This is a genomic window from Dyadobacter sp. CY261 (assembly GCF_021440085.1).
In the GTDB taxonomy this organism is placed as follows: Bacteria; Bacteroidota; Bacteroidia; order Cytophagales; family Spirosomataceae; genus Dyadobacter.
In genome coordinates this window covers 78,544-100,009 of record NZ_JAKCPW010000016.1, presented here as the reverse complement: position 1 = coordinate 100,009, position 21,466 = coordinate 78,544, and the positions used below count along the sequence as shown (strand labels likewise).

At 47.5% G+C, this 21,466-nt stretch carries 23 protein-coding genes; 14 read left to right on the top strand and 9 right to left on the bottom strand.

Annotated elements, in window-relative coordinates:
• Position 1 precedes the first annotated feature (1 nt).
• Both LZD49_RS30480 and LZD49_RS30475 read left to right on the top strand, forming a co-directional pair.
• The gene (locus tag LZD49_RS30480) at positions 2-1,192 is read left to right on the top strand and encodes a sorbosone dehydrogenase family protein (RefSeq protein WP_234671842.1); all 1,191 of its coding nucleotides are present in this window, start codon (positions 2-4) and stop codon (positions 1,190-1,192) included.
• Positions 1,193-1,195: 3 nt separating this feature from the next.
• On the top strand, positions 1,196-2,452 hold the full coding sequence (locus tag LZD49_RS30475; RefSeq protein WP_310590514.1) for a saccharopine dehydrogenase family protein: 1,257 nt from the start codon (positions 1,196-1,198) through the stop codon (positions 2,450-2,452).
• A 323-nt stretch (positions 2,453-2,775) separates the two neighbouring features.
• On the opposite strand, the gene folB is transcribed toward LZD49_RS30475, so the two are convergent.
• The 3 genes from folB to LZD49_RS30460 form a co-directional block, all read right to left on the bottom strand.
• Positions 2,776-3,126, bottom strand: a complete 351-nt coding sequence (gene folB / locus LZD49_RS30470) for a dihydroneopterin aldolase (protein ID WP_234671839.1) — start codon at positions 3,124-3,126, stop codon at positions 2,776-2,778.
• Between the two features lie 9 nt (positions 3,127-3,135).
• Positions 3,136-4,173, bottom strand: a complete 1,038-nt coding sequence (locus LZD49_RS30465) for a DivIVA domain-containing protein (RefSeq protein ID WP_234671838.1) — start codon at positions 4,171-4,173, stop codon at positions 3,136-3,138.
• Positions 4,174-4,280: 107 nt separating this feature from the next.
• Positions 4,281-5,180 (bottom strand): WD40 repeat domain-containing protein, encoded by a 900-nt coding sequence (locus LZD49_RS30460; RefSeq protein ID WP_234671837.1) that lies wholly within the window; start codon positions 5,178-5,180, stop codon positions 4,281-4,283.
• 31 nt (positions 5,181-5,211) lie between these two features.
• Here LZD49_RS30460 and LZD49_RS30455 point away from each other — a divergent pair, with 31 nt between their 5' ends.
• A complete protein-coding gene (locus tag LZD49_RS30455; protein WP_234671836.1) occupies positions 5,212-5,841 on the top strand; it encodes a 4'-phosphopantetheinyl transferase superfamily protein in 630 nt (209 codons plus the stop codon).
• Between the two features lie 2 nt (positions 5,842-5,843).
• Here the strand turns inward: LZD49_RS30455 and LZD49_RS30450 are convergent, their stop codons facing one another.
• Positions 5,844-6,692, bottom strand: coding sequence for a transglutaminase-like domain-containing protein (locus LZD49_RS30450; RefSeq protein ID WP_234671835.1), 849 nt, complete (start codon positions 6,690-6,692; stop codon positions 5,844-5,846).
• Positions 6,693-6,839: 147 nt separating this feature from the next.
• Here LZD49_RS30450 and galE point away from each other — a divergent pair, with 147 nt between their 5' ends.
• The 7 genes from galE to LZD49_RS30415 are packed head-to-tail and all read left to right on the top strand — an operon-like array spanning position 6,840 to position 13,947.
• Positions 6,840-7,859 carry a UDP-glucose 4-epimerase GalE gene (gene galE, locus LZD49_RS30445; RefSeq protein WP_234671834.1) on the top strand — a complete coding sequence of 340 codons (1,020 nt, stop codon included), beginning with the start codon at positions 6,840-6,842 and terminating at the stop codon, positions 7,857-7,859.
• Entirely contained in the window at positions 7,856-8,911 is a 1,056-nt protein-coding gene (gene rfbB / locus LZD49_RS30440; RefSeq protein ID WP_234671833.1) for a dTDP-glucose 4,6-dehydratase, read from the top strand. Before galE ends, rfbB begins: the two co-directional genes overlap by 4 nt.
• 35 nt (positions 8,912-8,946) lie before the next feature.
• Entirely contained in the window at positions 8,947-9,813 is an 867-nt protein-coding gene (gene rfbA / locus LZD49_RS30435; RefSeq protein WP_234671832.1) for a glucose-1-phosphate thymidylyltransferase RfbA, read from the top strand.
• 38 nt (positions 9,814-9,851) lie between these two features.
• Positions 9,852-10,493, top strand: coding sequence for an O-methyltransferase (locus LZD49_RS30430; RefSeq protein WP_234671831.1), 642 nt, complete (start codon positions 9,852-9,854; stop codon positions 10,491-10,493).
• Positions 10,494-10,525: 32 nt separating this feature from the next.
• On the top strand, positions 10,526-13,018 hold the full coding sequence (locus LZD49_RS30425; RefSeq protein WP_234671829.1) for a LysM peptidoglycan-binding domain-containing protein: 2,493 nt from the start codon (positions 10,526-10,528) through the stop codon (positions 13,016-13,018).
• A gap of 13 nt (positions 13,019-13,031) precedes the next feature.
• A complete protein-coding gene (locus LZD49_RS30420) occupies positions 13,032-13,631 on the top strand; it encodes a DUF3109 family protein (protein WP_234671827.1) in 600 nt (199 codons plus the stop codon).
• The gene (locus tag LZD49_RS30415; protein WP_234671825.1) at positions 13,615-13,947 is read left to right on the top strand and encodes an MGMT family protein; all 333 of its coding nucleotides are present in this window, start codon (positions 13,615-13,617) and stop codon (positions 13,945-13,947) included. The genes LZD49_RS30420 and LZD49_RS30415 overlap by 17 nt, the downstream gene beginning before the upstream one ends.
• A gap of 51 nt (positions 13,948-13,998) precedes the next feature.
• On the opposite strand, the gene LZD49_RS30410 is transcribed toward LZD49_RS30415, so the two are convergent.
• The 3 genes from LZD49_RS30410 to LZD49_RS30400 form a co-directional block, all read right to left on the bottom strand.
• Complete coding sequence (locus tag LZD49_RS30410) at positions 13,999-14,397, bottom strand: hypothetical protein (RefSeq protein ID WP_234671824.1); 399 nt, start codon at positions 14,395-14,397, stop codon at positions 13,999-14,001.
• 253 nt (positions 14,398-14,650) lie between these two features.
• Positions 14,651-15,223, bottom strand: coding sequence for a hypothetical protein (locus LZD49_RS30405; protein ID WP_234671823.1), 573 nt, complete (start codon positions 15,221-15,223; stop codon positions 14,651-14,653).
• A 200-nt stretch (positions 15,224-15,423) separates the two neighbouring features.
• Entirely contained in the window at positions 15,424-16,890 is a 1,467-nt protein-coding gene (locus LZD49_RS30400) for a sodium:solute symporter (RefSeq protein ID WP_234671822.1), read from the bottom strand.
• 105 nt (positions 16,891-16,995) lie between these two features.
• On the opposite strand from LZD49_RS30400, the gene LZD49_RS30395 reads away from it, so the two are divergent.
• The 3 genes from LZD49_RS30395 (at position 16,996) to LZD49_RS30385 (ending at position 18,717) form a co-directional block, all read left to right on the top strand.
• Positions 16,996-17,271 carry an ATP-dependent Clp protease adaptor ClpS gene (locus tag LZD49_RS30395; RefSeq protein WP_234671821.1) on the top strand — a complete coding sequence of 92 codons (276 nt, stop codon included), beginning with the start codon at positions 16,996-16,998 and terminating at the stop codon, positions 17,269-17,271.
• Positions 17,272-17,353: 82 nt separating this feature from the next.
• The gene (gene recR, locus LZD49_RS30390) at positions 17,354-17,968 is read left to right on the top strand and encodes a recombination mediator RecR (RefSeq protein ID WP_234671820.1); all 615 of its coding nucleotides are present in this window, start codon (positions 17,354-17,356) and stop codon (positions 17,966-17,968) included.
• A gap of 23 nt (positions 17,969-17,991) precedes the next feature.
• Positions 17,992-18,717 carry a superoxide dismutase gene (locus LZD49_RS30385; RefSeq protein WP_234671819.1) on the top strand — a complete coding sequence of 242 codons (726 nt, stop codon included), beginning with the start codon at positions 17,992-17,994 and terminating at the stop codon, positions 18,715-18,717.
• A 124-nt stretch (positions 18,718-18,841) separates the two neighbouring features.
• On the opposite strand, the gene LZD49_RS30380 is transcribed toward LZD49_RS30385, so the two are convergent.
• A complete protein-coding gene (locus tag LZD49_RS30380) occupies positions 18,842-20,185 on the bottom strand; it encodes a tetratricopeptide repeat protein (RefSeq protein WP_234671818.1) in 1,344 nt (447 codons plus the stop codon).
• A gap of 139 nt (positions 20,186-20,324) precedes the next feature.
• Between LZD49_RS30380 and LZD49_RS30375 the strand changes: the two genes are divergently transcribed.
• The gene (locus tag LZD49_RS30375) at positions 20,325-20,861 is read left to right on the top strand and encodes a TlpA disulfide reductase family protein (RefSeq protein ID WP_234671817.1); all 537 of its coding nucleotides are present in this window, start codon (positions 20,325-20,327) and stop codon (positions 20,859-20,861) included.
• A 53-nt stretch (positions 20,862-20,914) separates the two neighbouring features.
• Here the strand turns inward: LZD49_RS30375 and azu are convergent, their stop codons facing one another.
• The gene (gene azu / locus LZD49_RS30370) at positions 20,915-21,412 is read right to left on the bottom strand and encodes an azurin (RefSeq protein ID WP_234671816.1); all 498 of its coding nucleotides are present in this window, start codon (positions 21,410-21,412) and stop codon (positions 20,915-20,917) included.
• Between the last annotated feature and the right edge of the window lie 54 nt (positions 21,413-21,466).

Here is a 21,466-nt window from a genome sequence, read left to right as displayed (position 1 = left end):
CATGAAAGCATTCGCTCACCTGTTACTCGTTCCCCTGGCCCTCGGTATTGCAACCTTTGCCTGCAAATCTGACGACCCAAAAACTCCCACCGACCCCGAAATCGCGGAGAAGGAGATCGATTCCAAATCCATATTCCCGGCACTGACATTCACATTGCCCGTGGAACTGAAACAGGCGCCCGGCGACAGCAGCCAGTTTTATCTGGTGGAACAAGGCGGTGTTATCAAAGTATTCGCAAATGCGGAAAACGTCTCTACAACCGGCACATTTCTCGACATAAAAAGCAAAGTACAGTCCGGCGGTGAACGCGGTTTGCTGGGACTTGCATTCCATCCCGATTTCAAAACCAATGGTTATCTCTTTGTCAACTACACCGCCGGCTCGCCGCTGAAAACGGTCATTGCGCGATACAAAGCCACGAGCGCCACCCAGGCCGATGCCGCTAGCGAGGTGGTACTTTTTACTTTTGATCAGCCTTACGATAATCACAATGGCGGCTCGATGCAATTTGGGAAGGATGGCTATTTGTACATCGCTACCGGCGATGGCGGCAGCGGCGGCGATCCCCAGAACAATGCGCAGAATTTGAAAAGTTATTTGGGTAAAATACTGAGAGTGGATGTAAACGGGACCGTAAAAGGCAATTACAGCATCCCGGCAGACAATCCGTACGCAACAGGCACGACGGGAAACGTCGCTGAGATTTATGCCTATGGCCTCCGCAATCCCTGGCGCATTAGTTTTGATACGGATAGCGACAGGCTTTTCGCTGGCGATGTAGGCCAGGACGAACGCGAGGAAATCGATATTATCACCAAAGGCGGTAACTACGGCTGGCGCATTAAGGAAGGCATCGATTGCTTCAATCCCGATTCGAATTGCAACGCGCAAGGCCTCACCGAGCCGATACACGATTACAGCCAAAGCAATGGCGATCGCTCCATTACCGGCGGTTATGTGTACCACGGCACTTCCCTACCGGAGCTCGCCGGCAAATACATCTACGGCGATTATGTGAGCGGCCGAATCTGGGCGCTCGAACTCGACGGCAGCACACGTAAAAGCAATACTTTGCTCATGGAAAACAAGGGCGCAATCTCGTCGTTTGGGCAGGATTTGAAGGGAGAAGTGTATTATCTGAATTACGGCGAAGGCAAAGTGATGAAGCTGGTTAATGGAAATTTAAATTGATAAATTAACCGGTCGTCCTATCTTTGCCGGAAATTTAAAACAATCAAAATGTCTAAGGTTCTTATCATTGGCGCAGGAGGTGTCGGAAGCGTAGTGGCACACAAATGCGCACTGAACAGCAATGTTTTCACCGAGATCATGCTCGCCAGCCGCACCAAGGCGAAATGCGATAAAATAGCCGCCGAAATCCAGGAAATGCATGGTGTGACCATCCAGACCGCACAGGTGGATGCTGATATCGTGGCCGAAACGGTGTTGTTAATCAAGCGTTTTCAACCACAAGTGCTTATCAACGTGGCATTGCCTTACCAGGATCTGACGATCATGGACGCTTGCCTGGAAACCGGCGTGCACTACCTGGACACCGCCAATTACGAACCAAAAGACGTGGCGAAATTCGAATACAGCTGGCAATGGGCTTACCAGGAGCGTTTCAAGGAAGCGGGCTTAATGGCCGTTCTCGGCTGCGGCTTCGACCCAGGCGCGACGCAGGTTTTCACCGCATTCGCTGCCAAGCACCAGTTCGATGAAATGCATTACCTGGACATTATCGACTGCAACGCAGGCGATCACGGAAAAGCATTCGCGACCAACTTCAACCCCGAAATCAACATCCGCGAGATTACCCAGCCGGGTCGCTATTGGGAAAACGGCGAATGGGTCGAAATCCCAGCGATGTCAATCCATAAACCCATCGAATACCCAGGCATCGGGCCGAAAGAAAGCTACGTGCTTTATCATGAAGAGCTCGAATCGCTGGTAAAGAACTTCCCGACCCTGAAACGTGCACGTTTCTGGATGACTTTCGGCCAGGCTTACATCACGCATTTGAATGTGCTGGAAAATGTAGGTATGACGAGCATCAAGCCCATCAAGTTCAACGGAATCGACATCGTGCCCCTGGAATTCCTGAAAGCCGTCCTACCAGCACCTGATTCTCTGGGTGAAAACTATTCAGGCCAGACATCCATCGGCTGCCAGATCAAAGGAATTAAAGATGGTGAGGAAAAAACCTATTACGTTTGGAACAATTGCGACCACGCCGAATGCTATCGCGAAGTGCGCGCACAGGCCGTGAGTTACACCACAGGCGTTCCCGCGATGATCGGCGCAATGCTAATGCTAACAAACGAAGAATGGATGAAGCCGGGCGTATACAACGTAGAAGAATTGAACCCCGATCCTTTCATGGATCTACTCAACCAGCATGGTTTACCCTGGCATGAGGCGGTGAATATCGAGCTTCCACATGAGTATTGAAATGTTATGTAGTTGAACTCCTCCTGTCACGCTGAGCGCAGTCGAAGCGCATGCACGATGTTTCCGTCAAGCTCAGCGTACCTATTGTCACGCTGAGCGCAGTCGAAGCGCATGCACGATTTTCCATCAAGCTCAGCGTACCTCTTGTCACGCTGAGCGCAGTCGAAGCGCATGCACGATGCGGCTTTACCGTATGGACTGCCTTCGACTTCGCTCAGGCTGACATTTCGACTTCGCTCAGGCTGACATTCGACTTCGCTCAGGCTGACATTCGTTGCGCTCAGACTGACATTTCGTTCAACTCCGCCCAGGGCGATATGCCTCTACCCTTCCATCGTGATCACCGCCCGGGTGCAAACTCCTCCTATGGGCGGATTGAACTTCGATACTTTCACGGTGACCTTCTCCACGGCGGGATAGTGCTCGCGTATTTTCTCTATTACATTGAAACCAATGTGTTCTAGCAGCTTGGCAGGTTCTTTCATTACCTTGGCTGTGAGCTGGTAAATGGTTTCGTAGTTGACTGTTTCACTCAGCTTGTCGTGCTGGGCTGCCCGGAAGAAGTCTGTGGTGATGATAATGTCCAAGGCGTATTTATTGCCTATGCGCTGTTCCTCGGGATAATAGCCGTGGTATGCAAAAAATTCGAGTCCTTCGAGACTAATGGTTCCCAATATTGAAACTTAGATTTGATCAAAAAATGAGCCGCCTGTCTTTTTGGGCTGGCTGTTTTCTCTCGCGCGGTTGATACCCGCCGAAGAATCCCTGGCCTTTTCTGCCACCTTATGCATTTCTGCGAGTACTTCCTCGGCCTCCTCGGCGGCACTTTTGGACGTTTCTCTTGGTTTATTGTAACGGATAGACTCCTCGCGGACAGGCTCAGGCTCGGCCACAGGTTCCGGCTCCGGCAATGCTGCGACTGGCGACGTAGCAACGGCCGCAGGCACCTCCTCTTCTTTCTCCTCAGCCAATTCCGGTAATTCCGGATCCACCTCAAAAACTGCTTCCGGTTCAGGCTGGGACTCTGCCACTTCGAATACCACTTCCGGCTTATCGTCCTGCAAAACAACGGTTGCTTCGGATTCGGCGGAGCTTTCCTCTATTTCAATTGGGACCGGCTGCTGGAATACCGGCCGCTTAGGAATTTCGATCTCAGCCACATGCTTTTTGATCTCCTCCATTTTATTCAGGACCGACTCTTTGTCGTATTTCTGCTCGAATCGCTCAACCGTTTCCAATGTACTGTTCGCCAACGAACTTAGCTGCACGATCAGGTTGTCGCGGAAGTTTTCGATGGCACGGAAATCGCGTTCCTGAACCTTCACTTCATTGGCAAATTCTTCTTTAAATTTCGATAGTCTTTCTTCCGTCTGCCTGATGATCTGGTTCGTCCGCTGCTCTGCTTCTGCCACAAGGTCATTGGCGGTATTGCGCGACTCCTCTATCCTTTTTTCCGCATCTTCGTGGGCTTCTTTCTCAATTAACTTACTGGTATCTTCGGCTGCTTTTAACGTTCTGAATAAGGTTGATTCAATATCTTTCAACTTCGCCAATTCCTTTTCCGCATATTCGAGCTGCATCTTCAGCAAGCTGTTTTCGCTTGAAAAACGCTCCCATTCCTGAGACAACGAGTTCAGGAAAGCATCTACTTCGTCCGGGTCATAACCTCTGAAAATCTTTTCAAAAGTGTGCTTGCGTATCTCTATAGCGGATATTTTCATGATGCATTCTATGCTTTGATACCTAGTTAAAAACGGTCGTGTAAGTTAAAGATATAAGATTCATTTTTCAAAGTATTTACCAACATTACCATATTATAAGTATTGACCTACGCGACCTCCCAAACCGAGATCATCCGGTCGTCACTGCAAGAAATCAATTGATTCTCAAAGCCCGTCCAAAGCAGTTTATTGACCGACGTTCCATGCCCTGCGTGACGTGCGCGGTCTATGATTTTTTTAAGCTTAAATGTCGACATGTCCCACACCTTTATGGATTTGTCCATACTGCATGTGGCGAAGAGGGAGCGATCGGGACTGAATGTAACGTCATTGATCGCGTACATGTGCGCGGGAATGTCGACGACGATGCCGTATGCATCATTGACGTCCCATATTTTCAAATGCGCGTCCCGGCCAGTGGTAAAGAGGTATTTGCCGTCCGGTGAATACTTAACGGAAAAGACAGAGTTTGTATGCGCTTGAATGGTTTTTTTTAATTTAAAGCCATCGAGGTCGAAGATATGGATGTTACAATCGCTATCGCCTGTTGCGAATTCGTTGGTTTCTATATTCACCGCAATACTGCGAATGCTTTTTCCTGCAATCTTGATATGCCTCTGGACAGCGAATGAAGGAATGTCCATGACCACTACCACTCCGTCTCCCAATGCGATGAGCGCCTTATCAGCAGCAAAACGGATGTCGAAAATGGTCGAGTTTGTAATTTTGGAGGTCTTCTCAATTTTGTTGTCCTGTGTATTTAAAAGCTGGATCCCTTCAAAATTCTGTCCAATCCACATTGACTGGCTGCTTTCATGTAATGCGAGTGCATAGACTGACGTCCCTGCACGCGCCACAAGCTTTCCCAAATCGGGCTTTTGCAGATCCCATTGGATTACAAAGCCATCCGCTCCTGCGGAATAAAAGCCATGCCCGGTTTTATCAGAAATAATTGTATAAACACTGTCCCTATGACCGGAAAAAGTATCTACTTTGCGAATATTCATCTCTTTAGTTTTGTAGCAAACATCTTTCCCCATGCCCCTCGTTCATTCCGAAAAGATTGAAGACACCAGCACCTTGCTGCTGTGGAAACTGACGGAAACCGAAGAAGAGCTCCAAAGCGCTCTGGGTAATGGCTTCAACCAGCAGGAGCTCGACAAGATATCCCATCCGCAAAAAAAACGCGAATGGCTCGCCAGCCGGATGCTGATCAAAACGCTTGCCGAGCAGTTTGGCATCAATTACGTAGGCATTCACAAGGACGAGCACGGAAAGGCATTCCTGATCGACAACGATTCGCACATTTCCATCACCCATACTGCCGAATTCGTGGCTGTGGTCATTAATCCGACAGCGGCAGTTGGCATCGACATGGAAAAAACAGACGCGAAATTGCAGCGCACTTCCAAAAAATTCCTTTCCGTACCCGAGTTCGATCACGCGAAGGACGAAATAGACCGCCTTTGCATGTACTGGTGCGCGAAAGAAGCTTTATATAAACTTTACGGAAAGAAAAAGATTAGTTTCAGGGACTCCATCTTTATCAGTCCCTTCGCAAATCCCGACATTATCCTCAGAGGGCAGCTTACGGACGAAGATCTTATTGTACCCTCCAATATTCACGTTCGCTGGTTCGACGGCCATTGCCTGGCTATCGCACTCTGACATCAACTTTCCGGCGCATCGTCGAGCGTCGATTTCAGTATTTTCTCGATTTCCCTGATCTTGTCCTGTTCGCTGGTTTTTTCGTAGGAAAGAATCAGGTTACGCAATACGCGCTGCACAATTTCAAGATTGGTGCAAGGCTGATAGAAAATATCTTTGGATTTGATATTCAACTGCGCGATGTAATGATCGATATCCGTTTTGGAAAAAATGATCCCGCGGTTAAATACATTAATGTAGAATTGCGTCTTATCGCTTTTGTAGGTCAATACAAAAAGATTTGGCAGGTTAACGCCATATACGGGCATTCCCAGCTTACGCGCGATCAAAAGATAGATCACACATAAGGTAATGGGATTCCCACGCCGGCTTTCGAGCACAGAATTGATCATCGAGTTCGTAGGCGAGTGGAAGTTTTTGGTATTGGCCGCAAAGTTCATCACCCCAAAAAAGATGCTGTTTATCCGCTTCACCTGGTCCACTGCATTCATTTCCTCCTGGAATTGTATCCAGATGTCATAGTAAAGCTGCTCGATGGTCGTTTTAAGCTTTTCCATCGAAAGATCGGGGTAGTGGTAGGTAGCGATGATCCACATGCCTTCGAGCAGGTCGAGCCCGCCTCCGTTTTTCCACGCTTGTAACCGTTCGATCATTATACTCAGCTGCAACTCGTGGATCAGTTCCTCGATTTTACGCTGCACGATGGGGTTGAAACTTTCCTCCCACTCAGTCTCCAGAAAAGGTATCACGGTTCCTCCCAACGACAATATCTTCCCTTCAACATGCTGACTTACTTCACGATCTTCATCATCAAGCAAGGATATCAGTGCCTTGATTTCTTTCTGGTTCATTTTCCTCAAATCTGCGTTTTACAACCAACGGATAAATAAAAACATTTTTTTTTTATGGACGTCAAATTTTCTACTTTTGCCCGGAAAAATTTGCCGCTTCAATACCATCTATACCACCATATTTTTATAAAAAAACGCATATAACGCATGAAAATTCTCGTTACCGGAGGGGCCGGCTTTATCGGTTCCCATACCGTTGTAGAGTTACACAATGCAGGCTTCGAACCAGTCATTATCGATAACCTGTACAACTCCAATCTCAACGTTTTAGAAGGAATCAAAAAAATTGCCGGCAAAGAATTTCCATTCTACGAAATCGATTGCAATGACGCCGACAAAGTGAGGGCTTTATTCGAAAAGGAAAAGTTCGATGGCGTGATCCACTTCGCAGCGTATAAGGCTGTCGGTGAGTCGGTTGAGAAGCCACTAAATTATTACGAAAACAATCTGATCTCCCTTCTGGTACTGCTTCGTGCCGCGAAGGAATTCAATGTCGATAAATTTGTATTTTCCTCATCCTGTACGGTATATGGCCAGCCCGAAAAGCTGCCTGTGACCGAGAGCACGCCGCGCCTTCCCGCCAATTCACCTTATGGTAATACAAAGGCGATCGCCGAGGACATTATCCGCGACCACGTACATTCAGGCCCTGACTTGAAGGCGATCTCACTCCGCTATTTCAACCCGATCGGCGCGCACGAAACATCGCTCATCGGGGAATTACCTAATGGTGTGCCCAGCAACCTGGTACCTTTCATTACGCAAACGGCGGCGGGCCTCCGTAAGTCTCTTACCGTTTTCGGCAACGATTACAACACGCCCGACGGCACTTGTATTCGCGACTTTATCCATGTGGTGGACCTCGCGAAAGCCCATGTAAAAGCGCTCGACCTCCTCGAATCGCAAACGGATACTAACTATTATGATGTATTTAATGTAGGAACGGGCGAAGGTTATACCGTTCTGCAATTGATTAATACTTTTGAGGAAGTGAACGGCGTGAAACTGAACTATTCGATCGGTCCGCGCCGTGAAGGGGACGTTGAGCAGATTTATGCACAGTCCGATAAAGTAAATAATGTGATGAAATGGCGTGCCGAGAAAACCATGGCAGAAGCGCTACGCGATGCATGGAACTGGCAACTAAAATTAACAGCTGAAAAATGAAAAAAATCCTGATTACGGGCGGAGCGGGTTTCATAGGCTCACATGTTGTGCGCCGGTTTGTCAACTTTCACCCGGAATATCATATTTATAATCTCGACGCGCTTACATACGCAGGTAACCTAGAAAACCTGCGCGACGTCGAGAACGCACCGAACTACACATTTGTAAAAGGGGATATCGTAGACGCTGCTTTCATAGACAAGCTGATTGGCGAAAATGATTTCCACGGCATTGTCCATCTCGCGGCGGAAAGCCACGTGGATCGTTCGATTTCTGATCCGATGTCGTTTGTAATGACGAATGTCGTTGGAACAGTAAACCTTTTGAATGCTGCAAAGAAAGCATGGAAAGACGATTTCAGCGACCGTCGCTTCTACCATGTTTCGACCGACGAAGTGTATGGTGAACTGCACGATCCTGGCACATTCTTTCTGGAAACGACCAGTTATGACCCGCGTTCACCGTATTCGGCTTCGAAAGCGTCATCCGATCACTTTGTAAGGGCCTACCACAATACCTATAAATTACCCGTCGTGATTTCGAACTGTTCGAATAACTACGGCCCAAACCACTTCCCGGAGAAGCTGATTCCCCTGATGATCCACAACATCATCCAGAAAAAACCACTTCCCGTGTACGGAAAAGGCGAAAATATTCGTGACTGGTTGTTCGTGGAAGACCACGCGATCGCGATTGACGTGATTTTCCACAATGGTATCAATGGCGATACCTATAACATTGGCGGTCATAACGAGTGGAAGAATATCGACCTCGTGCATTTACTCTGCAGCATTATGGATCGTAAACTTGGCCGCAGCGAAGGCGAAAATGCGCAACTGATCACCTACGTGACCGACCGCGCCGGACACGATCTGCGTTACGCGATTGATGCTACCAAATTGTCGGAAGAATTGGGCTGGAAACCCTCATTACAGTTCGCCGAAGGCCTGGAAAGAACGGTTGACTGGTACCTGGCTAACCAGGACTGGCTGAACAACGTAACCTCCGGCAATTATCAGAAATATTATGATGAAATGTATCAGGATCGTTAGCCTGATCATTTTTTAAATTAATTGAAACTCCATTTATGAAAGGCATTATTCTGGCCGGTGGTTCCGGTACGAGATTACATCCGCTTACATTGGCAGTCAGCAAGCAGCTCATGCCTGTTTATGACAAACCGATGATATATTACCCGCTCTCGATATTAATGCTGGCGGGTATCCGTGAGATCCTGATTATTTCTACACCCCACGACCTGCCGCATTTCGAAAAGTTGCTTGGCGACGGAAGCCGCCTCGGCTGCGAGTTCAGCTATGCGGTGCAACCGAGCCCGGATGGTCTTGCCCAAGCATTCATTATAGGCGAGGAATTCATCGGTGACGACAAAGTAGCATTGATCCTCGGCGACAATATATTCTACGGATCGGGCCTATCCACCTTGCTCCAATCCAATAATGACCCCGAAGGCGGCGTGATCTTCGCGTATCAGGTACACGATCCCGAGCGTTACGGCGTTGTAGAATTTGATAAATCCAATAATGTGATTTCCATCGAAGAAAAACCGGTTGAGCCTAAATCCAATTATGCTGTGCCTGGTTTATACTTCTACGACAACGATGTTGTGGAAATCGCCAAAACAATCCCTCCCTCGCCACGGGGAGAACTTGAAATCACTGACGTAAACCGGGTTTACCTCGAAAGAGGAAAGCTCAAAGTGGGCGTCCTTAACCGGGGTACCGCCTGGCTCGATACCGGTACTTTTCAGTCGCTCATGCAAGCCGGTCAGTTCGTTCAGGTTATCGAAGAACGGCAAGGCTTAAAAGTGGGCTGCATTGAGGAGATCGCATACCGTATGGGCTTTATTAATGCAGAACAATTGCGTGAAATCGCCCGGCCTCTGGTAAAAAGCGGTTACGGCACTTATCTGGAACGCATTGTAGCCAATGCCTGAGCGGCATTGGCTTCGGGAATAGCACATATTATATTCGAATGAAGTTTTTGGTAGAGGAAATTGAAGAATATTCCGCGGCCCATACGGACGAAGAGAATGCATTGCTGAAATCCCTCAACAGGGATACCCACGCCAACATTCTCAATCCCCGTATGCTCTCCGGACACGTGCAGGGCAGGTTTCTTTCCATGATTTCCAGGATGATCCGGCCGGACCGTATCCTGGAAATCGGCACTTACACCGGCTATTCAGGCATTTGCCTTTGTGAAGGCCTTACGCCCACCGGCAAGCTCATCACCATTGATGTAAACGAAGAGCTCGAAAGTTTCACGCAACGCTTTTTCGATCAGACAACTTTCAAAGACCAGATCGATTACCGCATTGGCAATGCATTGGACATCATTCCAACGCTGATGGACACCTTTGACATCGTGTTCATCGATGCGGATAAAATCAATTATTCTTCTTATTTTAACCTCTGTCTTGACAAAGTGCGCCCAGGCGGTTTTCTGATCGCCGACAATGTGCTGTGGAGTGGCAAAGTCGTCCAGCAACTTAATAAGACAGACAAAGACACGCAGGCATTATTGGATTTCAACCGGATGGTTCATGAAGATCCACGGGTTTCCAATATCTTACTCCCAATCCGCGATGGGTTGATGATTCTTCAGAAATTATAGTACTCAATAGTCAGGCGAGCATTTATTTTTATATGGCCAGAACTTCCTTTAACAACATCATCTCTTTTGTTATCGCCCTGCTGCTAACCGGCAATTCCGTTTTTGCGCAGGCACCTGAAATTCCGTCCAGCGTGTCCTTCGGCGGCATTACCGTCAAGTTTGACAGAAGCGCGCAGGATATTATCGAGGAAGACGTCAAAAGCCTGATGTCCAATAAAAAGTTCTGGGAAGAAAAAATGGACCGCGCCGTTCTCCATTTTCCGATTGTGGAAGGGATTTTAATGGATGAAGAGGTACCGATAGACTTCAAATACCTTGCAGTTCAGGAAAGCTCCTTCCGTCCGGATGTTGTTTCTAGTTCCAATGCGGTAGGTTACTGGCAGTTCAAACCGGAAACAGCGCGCGAATTAAATTTGCGTGTGGATAATGACGTGGACGAAAGAAAAAATATCAGTTCCTCAACACATGCGGCTGCCTGGTATCTGAAAAAGAATAACCAGCAGTTCAATAACTGGGTAACTACATTGTATTCCTACTATCAGGGTGCGGGCGGTGTAAAAAAAGTTGTTCCTGCAAGTTGGGCATATGCACGCGAAGTGACATTGACAAGCAAAACTGACCGCTACATGCTTCGCTTTTTTGCCCATAAAATCGCATTGGAATCTGGTATCGAACGATATAAATCGCCCAATGCCTATGTTTTGATGGAGTCTGATTATGGTAAAGGTCAATCGCTGGATGACATCGCCAGGTCGCTGGGAGTTCCGGCAACGGAGTTGAAAAACCATAACAGATGGCTTAACGACGATAAAATACCAAACGACCGCGAATACCTCGTCACATTGCCGGTGCCGGTAGACCAGGTCGCTTCGGTAAGGGAAAAGCTTTCATTGCCCCCGCGTCAGACTGCCGTGGCTTCCGTGTACGAAGATACCGGCTTCCCAGTCCTGAAAAAATCGGCGGAACAGCTTAGCGAGCCCAACTCACCCACACTTTACGAAATCAACGGCCTGCCAGGTATCGAAGCCCGCACAGGCGACCAGCCGAAAACACTGGCGAAAGCCGCTGGTATGCGTACACCTCGTTTCATGCGCTACAATGACCTGCTTGCAGATATGCAGCTTGTTCCGGGACAAGTGTATTATCTGGCCCGCAAAAACAAAAAAGCCGCGACACCCTTCCATACAGCCCGCCCGGGAGATACCTGGTTGAGCGTGTCACAGCAATATGGCCTCCGATTGGTCAATCTTTTGAAATTCAACAGAACTACCAGCCGTAATTATCCGATCCAAACAGGCCAGGTACTTTTCCTGACCAAAAAGCGGCCTCGTAAACAGCCGATCGAGATCATTGCGCCGCCGCAACCGACCGCTCCGGCAAAGAAAGATTCAGTTATTGCGGTTATACCTGAAAAAGCACCGGCTTCGGCAACGACCAGCCCCGCGGCCACCAACAACATTCCTAGCAACTCATCTGGCCGTAAAAAATATACGCCGGTACTGGTTGAAAAAAGCGATGGTAATGTAGCTAAGGAAACTGAGCCGGCAATAACACCGTCATCGGCAACGAACACTGCGAAATCTACCGCCGATGCCGCTGGCCTTTACAAACCGTCGGCACCTGTTACAAACAATTCCAATGATCGGGTCGTAATCATCACGCAAGATGATACCAATAGTGCATTTAAACCGGGCGATGAGGAGAAACTTGCACCCAAATCCAACACGCCAAGCAAGGTAATAACGCCAAATGACACACGATCCACCGCAGCGTCAGGGTCGGTATATGCCCGGCAGCGTGCCGAACGTGAGGGGCGTACGGTGCAAACGGATGCAACTGAAAAAAAAGAAACCGATCCATCAAGTTGGAGCAGTGCCGAAGAGAAGAAAGTCGTTGCAACTTCTGCTGCCGCCAGCTATCATACAGTGCAATCCGGTGAGACTTATTTCAGCATTGCCAATAAGTACAACTTGTCATTGCGCGAATTACTGACCATTAATAACCGCTCGGCACAAAGCCGCCTGGTTTCGGGTCAGAAACTGCTTGTTTCAAAATCCGGCGAGGAAACTGCCCGTTCGGAAGAAACAGCCCCAGCGCCTACCAAAGTTGCAGTCAATCGCCCGGCACCGGCTTCGACATTCAAAACGCCGGAAGAGATCAAAGAAGAAACACGGCTCGCCGCCACGCCGGGCAGTGAGTTTCATACGGTCCAAAGCGGACAAACCTATTACAGCATTTCCAAAGCGTACAGTATCAGCATCAAAGAATTGCTTGAACTGAATAATCTGACCGATTCTGATCGCCTGAAATCAGGCCAGAAGCTACGTGTCAGAAGAGCAGAGGGGAGCGAAACCACATCCGAAAGCCAACCGTCAGGCGTGCAAACGCATACTGTGGCACCCGGTGAAACACTATTCCGCATTGCCCAAAATTACCGAACCAATATCGAAGACATCAAAAGATTAAACAATATGTCCGGAAATAGTGTTATGGTGGGACAAAAACTCAAAATACCTCAGCAATAGGTTATTACCTGATATGATTCTCATTGAAAATACGTGCATTAGCGACGACATCGAAGAAAAGGAGTTTGTCTGTAATTTGGACAAATGCAAAGGTGCATGTTGCGTGGAGGGAGATTCCGGCGCCCCGCTGGACGAAGAGGAGCTCGCGATTTTAGATGAGATCTATCCGGAAGTCGAACCTTACCTCACAGAGGCGGGTAAAAACGTGATTGCTACCGGCGGCACCTGGACCAAGGACTGGGATGGCGACTACGTCACGCCTATTATCAACGGCCGCGAATGTGCCTACGCTATTTACGACCAGAAAGGCATTCTCAAATGCGCCATTGAGGAAGCTTACAATGATGGCAAGATCGCTTACAAAAAACCGATTTCCTGCCATCTATATCCAATCCGGGTCACAAAATACGAACAGTACCACGCACTCAACTATGATCGCTGGGAAATATGCAGTCCCGCTTGCAGCCTCGGCCAGCAGTTGAAAGTGCCTGTTTACAAATTTCTAAAAGATCCGCTCATCCGCGCGTACGGTGAAGATTGGTACCGCCAGCTTTCAGATGAAATCGACGAACGACAAGAAGCGCGCAAAAGGGAAGATGAAAAAGGGAAATGACTTTTTCAGCGACGTGTATGATGTCGTAAGACAAATCCCATCGGGCCGTGCGACCTCTTATGGAGCGATTGCGGCTTACCTCGGTCAGAAACGTGGTGCGCGGCAAGTAGGCTGGGCCATGGGCAGTAGCTATCACGCACAAGGCATTCCTGCTCACCGTGTCGTAAATAAGGCCGGAGAACTGAGCGCAAGCCAGCTTTTTGAAACTCCTACCACAATGCAGGAACGACTGGAAAGCGAAGGTGTGAAAGTGGAAAACAACCGGATTGTAGACTGGGACAAATGCTTCTGGGATCCTGAAAAAGAATTACATTGACATAAAAATCCCGGCCTCGTAAAAGGCCGGGATTTTCTACGGTTTCTGCATTTATTGCAGTGAGATCATTTTTGAATTGGTGCTCTCGATACTTACTTCCTTCACCAATTTATCCTTTTTTTGGGACAGCTCGAAATAGTAAGTCCCATCCCCCATTTCGTCCAAATTGAATACCCGGCGGTATTTTGTATCATGTTCGTTGAACATTTCCGAGTAATAGATTTTACCGGCTTTGTCTTTCAACACCACGCGCAGTCTTTCATTTTCTTTCTTGTCAACCGATAACCTCACTTTATTGGTATCGCTGATTTTGTACAATGCAGCATCGAAGCTGAGCACTTTGGTAGTCTCTTTTTCCTCTTTGCTTTTCTTTTTGTCGGCAGCAAAAGAAGTGAATGATAATGTGAGCGCAAGGGCGCCGGATAGGATAGAAACAACAGAGATTTTCATGGCTATAAGTATTTTAAAGTTTGGCTCTGTACAATCGCACAGATGACTTTAAATTAAAAAAGGGTGTGCCAAACCTGATTTATACAAATCGAAGCCTGACACGCCCTACTTTAAATACACTGATAATGAGAAGTTTACGAATATTTTCAATAATTCTGCTCTCATGTTCGCCCGACAGCGGGCTGTTCAGTACCGAACATTTGTGCCTGAAACCGAACGCATTAGAGGGGCACGCGGGCGTGGTTGCACGGGGTCAGATTTTTCCTTTGTTCTCATTCGCGATCTTCTGGATCATCGGCAGCCTGCTCGCAGGTATTGGGTGCCGGTAATCCCAGAAAGCCGACACACAAACGATCTTCCATTCTCCATTGATCTTTTCCAGTAGCCTTACTTCCTTGCTATGGTGAAAGTTCTTTTCCGATTTATCGCTGTTAAACTGGTCCCAGGTCAGGTAAGCCACGTCATCATCATAAAATTTGAATATCATGTTCTTCCGCTCTACGATCGGGTGGCTGGACACCGGTTCCGGGTTAGCCTGGATATATTTACCTACCTGCTTGTTGATATCCTTCCAACCTACGTTGGAATCAAAAGTACCATCATCATTACTCCAGGCCTGAAAAGCGTAGTCGGTTTGCGCATAATTCGATTTCCAGGCTGCGAAATCCCGAGCGAAAAATGACTTTGTTTCATTTTCTATGACTGCTTTAATGGCTTGCTTCTCCTTTTCGAGGTTGGCCTGACGGGAAGCTTCCTCTTCTGCGGCCTTGTCCTTGCACGAAAAACATAGTACAATGCCCAATAAAATGACTGACAGTGTTTTCATATTGCAAAAAGTTTAGTTTGTTAAATAAATAACCGACCTCATCTTTCAACAAAACATCCATCAGGTGGCATGTCGGAGCACGCCTGATTTTATCAGAAAGTTAATATTTTTTTGGATATATACAAGAAAAAGCCCCGGAATTTTGTAACCGTTTCCAAGGCCTTCGCACATTAATAATACGTCTGTTTCTTTCGGGCCAACTAGGCCTGCGGCACATATCGCTTTGCAGTTTTATCATGTAGTAACCATAGTCCGACAAATGTTATCAAACCATTGATTATCAACCTTTCAAAACCAAATTTATAACCATTGAACCACTCGGCGGAATGGTCGTTGATAATGTAGGTGATGATCGGGGCGAGAATGCAGACGATCGGGACAAAGCGGTCTTTAACCGGTCGTTTCAGAAATGCGCCAAAGGCGAAAAGCCCGAGCAGCGGGCCATAAGTGTAACCTGCCAGATCGAACACAGCTGTAATTACCTCTTTATTGTTCATCCGGTTGAAAATGAGGATTACCAGGTAAAAGACTACAGAGAAACCCACGTGTACCCAAAATTTGATGGAAGAACGTTTTTCTTCAGGCCGCTTCTCGATTTCCATAAAATCAATGCAGAAAGCGGTCGTCAATGCCGTAAGGGCAGAATCGGAGCTGGCGTAGGTGGCGGCGGTAATACCCAGGAGGAACGTAATACCCACGACGAGACCGAGATGGTTCAACGCAAGCATCGGGTAAAAATCATCTGTCCTCGCCGTTGCGGGAATGCCTTGCGCCTCTGCATATACGTAAAGCAATGCCCCCAGCGAAAGGAAAAGGAAGTTGACGATCACCAGTACGACTACAAACCAGAACATGTTCTTCTGTGCTTCACCTATATTTTTGCAGGTTAGGTTTTTCTGCATCAGGTCCTGATCAAGGCCAGTCATTACAATAGCGATGAAAACACCTGCAAAGAACTGTTTAAAGAAGTTCTTAGGATCGTTTGTATCCCAATAAAATATCTGCGAATATCCGCTTTTTTGAACGGCCGTCCAGATCCCTCCCAAACCGTCCAATTTCAACTCGCTCGAAACGAGTATGATAGTCAGAATCACAGCTGTAATGAGGAAGAATGTTTGCAGCGTGTCTGTTACGATGATCGTTTTGACACCACCTTTGAATGTATAAATCCAGATCAGGAATATTGTAATGGCCACCGCCACTTCAAAGGGAATGCCCAGGGGTTTGAACAATGCCAGTTGCAATACCTGCGCCGCCACATACAAGCGCACCGCCGAGCCGATCGTACGCGAGAGCAAAAAGAAACCCGAACCAGTTTTGTAAGACCAGAAGCCAAAACGCTGTTCGAGATAGGAATAGATTGAGATTAGGTTGAGGCGGTAATAAAGCGGCATCAGCACCGTGCCGATAACCAGATAACCCAGAATGTATCCGATTACCACCTGGAAATAGGAAAACTGGATATTCGCCACAGCTCCCGGCACCGAAACGAACGTGACACCCGACAAAGAAGTACCAATCATCCCGAACGCGACCAAGTACCAGGGCGATTGCCGGTTAGCTGTAAAAAATGTGTTCGTATCAGCTCCCCTGGAAGTGTAAATGGACACTGTAATTAGCATTCCAAAATAAACTACCAGGATCACCAGGGAAATATATGGGTTCATTAAAGTGGGTTTTGGGGATTCAGGAGTGGATTAAAAGGCGCTTAAAAGCTTCGGATAGTCTCCGTTTTTAATTAGATTTGCTAATCAAACAGAAATTTGATTGTTATGCAAGCGCTCACAGAAACAGAGCTGGAAATTCTGGAAGAAACCGTAGATACGGAGATTAAAAAGCTCGTAATCTACAATGACGACGTGAATACCTTCGATTGGGTGATCGATACATTGATTGAGGTCTGTGGACATAGCAGTGAGCAAGCCGAGCAGTGCACGATTATCATTCACTATAAAGGTAAATGCTCCGTCAAAGAAGGTTCTTTCGAAGAGCTGGCGGGAATGCGTAATGAAATCTGCCGCCGCGGCATTTCTGCGGAAGTCCATTGAAAAGCCGCAGCTTTCTGCACATTGCCGCATCAACAAAACGGGTTTTTGAACTATCACAAAAACCATCACTCAGCATCTTCTCATGAACTACCCCTCACGTCTTATTGAGGAAGCCGTCACCGAAATTTCCCGTCTCCCGGGAATTGGTAAAAAAACTGCATTACGCCTGGCATTACATTTGCTAAAAAGGGACGAAGAACAGACACGCTCATTGTCCGATGCATTGCTGAGTATGCGTACCAAAACCACCTATTGCACTCGCTGCCACAACATCGCCGATGACGTGCTGTGCAACATTTGCGGTAGTAACAAGCGCGACCAGACCACGATCTGTGTCGTGGTGGATACACGCGACGTACTGGCCATAGAATCCACTAACCAATATCGCGGCCTGTATCATGTATTAGGCGGCATTATTTCTCCACTGGAAGGTATTGGCCCTTCGGATCTTGAAATCGATTCGCTAATGTCAAGATTAGCGGATCGGGGAAATGAAGATGCGGTTCAGGAAGTGATATTGGCACTCAGCCCTACGATGGAGGGTGACACTACAGCTTTCTATTTGCAAAAAAGAATAAAGGCAACGGGCGTCAAAATCAGCACTATTGCAAGAGGTATTCCCATTGGCGGAGACCTGGAATATGCAGACGAGATCACGCTCGGTCGCAGTATCGTAAGCCGGGTGGCTTATGATTAACACTAAACACCAAATGTACTATTATGAATAGAACAGACTTTTTGAAGACACTCGCAGGCAGCGCATTGACTGTGAGTGCAATGGCAGAGCAATCGTTCGCCGGAGCGTCGCAAGCCGGAACATCCAATACCATACTGGCGGAAACCGCCCCTTTCAAGCAAGCACCACTACCCTACGATTTCGGCGCATTGGAGCCCAGCATCGATAAACTAACGATGGAAATCCACTACGGAAAGCACCACGCGACGTATGTCAAAAACCTCAACGACGCTGTAAAAGGAACCGAATGGGAAAAGAAATCCCTTGAAGATATTATCAAGTCGATCAGCAAAACACCTGTGGCGATCCGCAATAATGGCGGCGGTCATTGGAACCACACTTTCTTCTGGGAGGTATTGGGACCTAAAAAGAGTGCAGCGCCGACCGGTGCCGTAGCCGACGCAATCAATGGCCAGTTCGGTTCATTTGATAAGTTCAAAGAAGAGTTTGGCAAAGCTGCAACAACCCGTTTCGGTTCAGGTTGGGCGTGGTTGGTAGCAAAAGGCGGTAAACTGGCGGTAGGCTCTACCCCTAACCAGGATAACCCGCTCATGGATGTTTCTGATTTCAAAGGGACACCAATTCTCGCCCTCGACGTTTGGGAGCACGCCTATTACTTGCACTACCAAAACAAACGCCCGGATTACATCAAAGCATTCTGGGATGTTGTAAACTGGGATAAAGTAGCTGAAAATTTAAAAAAAGCTTAGTTCTGAGAAAAGGGACGAAGGAAAAAAGGGAGGATGGAATGATGTTCAAGTCATTCATCCTCCCTTTTCTTTTCTTTCTTCCCTTCATCCCTTTTCTCCATCCTCCCTTCCCCCAACACAGATTCTAGTTACAGTAAGTCGCAATCACCTTATAAGCCTGCTGATAACCCAGCTCACCGGCTTTACTCAGATCGAGGCAACCGTCGTTCACTTCACCCAGGCTGTTTTTGATTATTCCCCTCAGATAATATGCTTCGGGATAATCCGAGCGCAATTTAATGGAGCTGGTAAAATCAAGCACCGCGCCCATTTGGTCGCCGGAGGTCGAGCGGATCACCGCCCTTGAAAAATAGGCATTTGAATACGTAGGATTGAGTTCCACAGCGGTTGTAAGATCTTGCAATGCGCCTTTAAGCTCCCCAACTTTCGACTTGGCGATCGCACGTACATAATATGCCTCTGCACGCTCATTCGTGAGGTTGTCGACTTTGATATTGATCTTAACCTGATCACGCAGCTCATCCAATTTTTCCTTATTAATCTTCCCGGTGTAGGCATTCTTTTTTGGGTCGCCAGTATAAGCATTTTTCACCTCGATGGCCTTGGAGAGATCAGCAATGGCGCCACGCGGGTCGTTAAGCTTTCCTTTGGCAAATCCTCGGCCATAATAGGCACTGTAATTTTCAGGATCTAATTGGATGGTTTTGTCAAAATCAATGATTGCGCCCTGATAATCTTCCAATTTGGTCTTGGCCAAACCCCGGTTACTGTAATATTCGCTATCGTTAGGACTCAGCTCGATGGCACGGGTAAAATCCGCGCCGGCACCCTGGTAATCACCCAACTCCAGTTTGGCCAAACCTCTTCCTGCATACGCACCGGTACGTTTCGGGCTCAGCTCTATCACGCGCGTGAAATCCGCAAGGCTACCGGCATATTCCGCCAGATCCTGCTTGCAATTACCGCGGGCATAGAGCGCCGCAAGCTCGTCGGGATTTAATGCCAATGCATGATCCAGGTCGATGAGCGCATTCCGGTGATTTTTCAATTTGGCGTAGCTTACGCCCCGATTATAATATACTTTCGGCTCTTCGGGATTGAGTTCGATGGATTTGGAATAGTCCTCGATGGCCGAACGATAATCTTCCTGCAGACTTTTGCTTACACCCCGGCTCTGATAATAAAGTGCTTCCTTCGGATTCAGTTCAATGGCCTTATCGTAATCCAGCATCGCGCCGCGGTAGTCTTTGAGATTAGCCTTAGCGAGTCCACGGTTAAAATAGCTTGGCGCATGGTCCGGGTTCATCGAAATAACGGTAGTGTATGCTTGCATTGCACCATTAAAGTCGCCCGTGCCGGCTTTGGTATTACCGTCTTCGAAATACTCGGCAGCTGAACGTTGGGCAAAAGCAGGGCAGTGGAGTGTAAGTGCTAGGAGAAATGAAATGCCAGTAAATTGAAGTCTCATGAAAGTAAACCTTTTCCTCAAATCAATGTTTTTTAAATAGTGTATAAAAGTATTCAAATTCCGAGTCAGCATCAAAAAAAGAAAAGCCCTATTTTTGGAATGGCTCCCATCTACATCCATTCACCAGAACTCACCAGTTATGTCTTCAACCACCAGGCAAGTATCGTTCATTTTACTGCTGCTCATAGCTGGCGCTGCGGTTTATTATGCATTTTTCAAATCACCTGTGCAAGAAAACCACGAGTTTGCGGGAGCACCACCAACAGCAACTGAATCGGTGTACCTACCGTTAACCGACCTGACCGGAAAGGGCGTGACTATGGATGAGAACAAAATTGCCTTCGTGAATGTGTGGGCGACCTGGTGCGGCCCTTGCAACATCGAAATGCCTGGCATTCAAACACTTTATAACAAATACAAGGACCACAGCAACGTGGCATTCTACATTATTTCCGACGAAGATGCAGAAACCGTAAACCCGTTCATCGCGCGGAAAGGATATAATCTGCCATTTTACCAGTATGCCGGCCCCTATCCCGCGGCCCTCGACGGAAATGCCATCCCAAGGACGTACATCATCTATAAGGGCAAGATCCTTGTGCAGGAAATAGGCGCCTCGCAATGGGACCGCCCGGAAGTGATCGAGCTGATCGAGAAGCAATTGGCAGAGATATAAACAGAAAAGGCGTCGCATAATGCGACGCCTTTTATATGTAGGCTCAGGGTTGGCTATTCAACGATGAAGCTGCCTTTCATCAGCGCGTAGTGGCCTGGGAAGCTGCAAATGAATGAATAAGTTCCTTTTGCAGGAGCTGTAAACTCGATCGTATCGCTTTCGCCACCGCCTACCAGCTTGGTATGCGCGATGATGCTCGCTTTTTCTGATGCAGGAATATAATCTGTCTCTCTTGCAGCAGCAGCTTTCGATCCGAATGCTGCTACATCAGTACCTGGTTTCAGAAGCACCCAGTTGTGGCCCATAGCAGCCTTCGCAAGTTTACCTGAGTGTGTCAGCGTAAGTTTCACTTTTTGTCCCGCCTTCACTTTGATCTCTTTCAGGTCGAACTGCATTGCATCACTACCTTTGATAACGATCGTTTTAGCTTGCTTTACATCGCTTGATACTTCTTTAGCAGGAGACGTTTCAGCCGAAACAGGGTTCATTGTAACTGCTCCAAAAGCCAAAACCGAGGCAAGAAGCATTACGCCATACTTGGTCATTTTCATATCTGAGTATTAGTAAACTTGTTTATTTAAATTTAACTGGTGCAATTTACGACA

What these genes read in the sequence shown, in the direction of transcription:
- LZD49_RS30455 (WP_234671836.1), top strand. Translation starts at nt 5,212, where the DNA reads ATGCCCCTCGTTCATTCCGAAAAGATTGAAGACACCAGCACCTTGCTG.
- LZD49_RS30480 (WP_234671842.1), top strand. Translation starts at nt 2, where the DNA reads ATGAAAGCATTCGCTCACCTGTTACTCGTTCCCCTGGCCCTCGGTATT.
- recR (WP_234671820.1), top strand. Translation starts at nt 17,354, where the DNA reads ATGAACTACCCCTCACGTCTTATTGAGGAAGCCGTCACCGAAATTTCC.
- LZD49_RS30425 (WP_234671829.1), top strand. Translation starts at nt 10,526, where the DNA reads ATGGCCAGAACTTCCTTTAACAACATCATCTCTTTTGTTATCGCCCTG.
- LZD49_RS30465 (WP_234671838.1), bottom strand. Translation starts at nt 4,173, where the DNA reads ATGAAAATATCCGCTATAGAGATACGCAAGCACACTTTTGAAAAGATT.
- LZD49_RS30420 (WP_234671827.1), top strand. Translation starts at nt 13,032, where the DNA reads ATGATTCTCATTGAAAATACGTGCATTAGCGACGACATCGAAGAAAAG.
- LZD49_RS30385 (WP_234671819.1), top strand. Translation starts at nt 17,992, where the DNA reads ATGAATAGAACAGACTTTTTGAAGACACTCGCAGGCAGCGCATTGACT.
- LZD49_RS30460 (WP_234671837.1), bottom strand. Translation starts at nt 5,180, where the DNA reads ATGAATATTCGCAAAGTAGATACTTTTTCCGGTCATAGGGACAGTGTT.
- LZD49_RS30450 (WP_234671835.1), bottom strand. Translation starts at nt 6,692, where the DNA reads ATGAACCAGAAAGAAATCAAGGCACTGATATCCTTGCTTGATGATGAA.
- LZD49_RS30375 (WP_234671817.1), top strand. Translation starts at nt 20,325, where the DNA reads ATGTCTTCAACCACCAGGCAAGTATCGTTCATTTTACTGCTGCTCATA.
- galE (WP_234671834.1), top strand. Translation starts at nt 6,840, where the DNA reads ATGAAAATTCTCGTTACCGGAGGGGCCGGCTTTATCGGTTCCCATACC.
- LZD49_RS30395 (WP_234671821.1), top strand. Translation starts at nt 16,996, where the DNA reads ATGCAAGCGCTCACAGAAACAGAGCTGGAAATTCTGGAAGAAACCGTA.
- LZD49_RS30410 (WP_234671824.1), bottom strand. Translation starts at nt 14,397, where the DNA reads ATGAAAATCTCTGTTGTTTCTATCCTATCCGGCGCCCTTGCGCTCACA.
- LZD49_RS30415 (WP_234671825.1), top strand. Translation starts at nt 13,615, where the DNA reads ATGAAAAAGGGAAATGACTTTTTCAGCGACGTGTATGATGTCGTAAGA.
- azu (WP_234671816.1), bottom strand. Translation starts at nt 21,412, where the DNA reads ATGAAAATGACCAAGTATGGCGTAATGCTTCTTGCCTCGGTTTTGGCT.
- rfbB (WP_234671833.1), top strand. Translation starts at nt 7,856, where the DNA reads ATGAAAAAAATCCTGATTACGGGCGGAGCGGGTTTCATAGGCTCACAT.
- LZD49_RS30405 (WP_234671823.1), bottom strand. Translation starts at nt 15,223, where the DNA reads ATGAAAACACTGTCAGTCATTTTATTGGGCATTGTACTATGTTTTTCG.
- rfbA (WP_234671832.1), top strand. Translation starts at nt 8,947, where the DNA reads ATGAAAGGCATTATTCTGGCCGGTGGTTCCGGTACGAGATTACATCCG.
- LZD49_RS30400 (WP_234671822.1), bottom strand. Translation starts at nt 16,890, where the DNA reads ATGAACCCATATATTTCCCTGGTGATCCTGGTAGTTTATTTTGGAATG.
- LZD49_RS30380 (WP_234671818.1), bottom strand. Translation starts at nt 20,185, where the DNA reads ATGAGACTTCAATTTACTGGCATTTCATTTCTCCTAGCACTTACACTC.
- LZD49_RS30430 (WP_234671831.1), top strand. Translation starts at nt 9,852, where the DNA reads ATGAAGTTTTTGGTAGAGGAAATTGAAGAATATTCCGCGGCCCATACG.